Annotated in this window: 2 protein-coding genes; both read left to right on the top strand. The window is 58.4% G+C overall.

Features of this window, described 5'->3' with window-relative positions; genetic code table 11:
• The first annotated feature begins 474 nt into the window (after positions 1 to 474).
• Positions 475 to 1,539 (top strand): WD40 repeat domain-containing protein, encoded by a 1,065-nt coding sequence (locus VFE46_07450; protein ID HZZ27830.1) that lies wholly within the window; start codon positions 475 to 477, stop codon positions 1,537 to 1,539.
• A gap of 66 nt (positions 1,540 to 1,605) precedes the next feature.
• Positions 1,606 to 1,969, top strand: a 364-nt coding sequence (locus VFE46_07445) for a hypothetical protein (protein ID HZZ27829.1), incomplete at its 3' end; no start/stop codon positions are given.

Genomic DNA, 1,969 nt, shown 5'->3' with positions numbered 1-1,969 from the left:
CCAGGAACACGTGCTGCCCATGATTCCCTCCGGCATGACGGTGAAGGATTTGATTAAGGAGTAGGTGGGGGATCTAGTGGCTGGTGACTAGTGGCTAGTGCCGGCTGGCGAGTGTGTCGTTGCTAGCGGTTGCGAGCGCTTTCGGCGGCCGTGCTGGCAGGTGCTCACGCCGGTTCCTCTCTCTTTGTCCGCCGTAGACTTTTTCTAACCGGCAAATCTTTCCTTGCTGGATCTGGCAACTGGCTTTTGGTTGTCGGGCCTCTGAAGTTTTGGCCGATATAACGAGCAGACACCACAGCATCGTTGCGCGCCGGGCACAAGTGTGCTAGCAACGCCTTGGTCGAAAAAATTCATGGTCGCAAACAAACCGGCGGCATGCTGGCGGGGTGCGGAAGTTTTTTCCCCTGTTATCGCTTGTTTCGGATGAAAATTCTCATGTGCTTTTCGTCCCGCCGTCGTGTTGTGCGCCATGTTGTGATTACTGCCCGTCTGCTCTTGGTCGGCTGCTTCGTCGGATCGGCAGCGGGCTTTGCCCTGATTGCCGGACTCGTGCGGGCGGAAACTCCCGCGCAAGGAACAGCGTTCTCGCAGGGAACGGTGCTGAACGCCTCGCCGGCAGATGAATTGGGCCTGCAACGGGTAACGCCGCAAAAATCGGGAACCGCGCAAACCATCACGCCCGTCATTACGACGGTGGCCATCAGTCCCGACGGCGTTCAACTGGCCACGGCGGGGGACGATCACATCATCAACCTGTGGAACATTGAAGACGGCAAGGTAATGCATCAATTGCGCACCCACACCGATTGGGTGCGGTCCGTGGTTTATAGCCCTGACGGCAAGTTGCTGGCTTCCGGCGGGGACGATCGGAAAATTCATGTGTGGGATCCGGCGACAGGCAAGCTGGTGCGCAAATTTGGCGAGCACGATGCGGCCATTTACGCGCTGCAATTCGATCCGAGCGGCAAAACCATCGCCGCGGCCGGCTTTGAAAAAGTTGTGCGGCTGTACGATGTTTCCAGCGGCCAACTCCTTCGCACGCTGGATTGCTCCTGCGACGATATTCGCGCGGTGGCCTTCTCGCACGATGGCCAAAAGTTGGTGGCCGGCGGACGGGACGGACACATTCGCATTTGGAACGTAAACGATGGGAACGTGCTGAACGATTGGCAAGGACACGACCATCGCATTCGCATTGTCGCTTTTTCTCCGGCAGGCGATCGGATTGCCACCGCCGGCGAAGGGCAGCAAATTCGCGTTTGGGATTTGGCCACAGCCCAACAACAATTGGCCCTCGATCATGGCCAAGGAAAAGTGTTGGCGCTGTGCTTCTGCGGCGAAGATCGCCTGGCCAGCGGCGGCAGCGACAACCTGGTACGGGTGTGGAATTTGTCGACGCAAAAAATGACCGCCAGCTTCCCGGGGCATACCGGCTCGGTCGCGGCGCTGGCTTGCGATCCGGCCGGCAAATTGCTGGTTTCGGGCAGCTTCGACACCACAATTCGGTTGTGGCAATTGAACGCGCCCAAGGCCGACTAAGCGGAAACCTGGTCTAGCATCGATCGAAAGTTAACTCGGGGCATTTGCGACACGGAGGTTGCAGTGGTGAGCATCCTGCAAAGTATAAACCGGCTGGGACGGCTGTTTCGAGGCGATCGTTTTTGGCGCCGCGACGATCCCCATTGTGCCGCCAACCGGTTGCGCGTGTGCGGCTTCGAGCATTTGGAAGTTCGCAATCCACTGACGGTCAGCCCGCTGCCCATCCATTTAGGTTCCACCTACCTGGAGCCTGCCAGCGGCGACGACAGCAAGCCGAACGTGATTTTGGTCTCCTTCCAAGGAGGCGCGCCGGGCACGCAATTGACGCAGCTGGTTATTGACGGCGACAAAGATCAAGATGGAAAATTCTCCTCCGGCGAAGTGTTTTTTGATACCGCGCCGGGCGGCTGGGGCGATTTCGATTCCAATC

Source organism: Pirellulales bacterium, assembly GCA_035656635.1.
Lineage (GTDB): Bacteria > Planctomycetota > Planctomycetia > Pirellulales > JADZDJ01 > DATJYL01.
The sequence above is the reverse complement of the archived record's forward strand: the minus strand, read 5'-3'. Positions and strand labels throughout refer to the sequence as shown.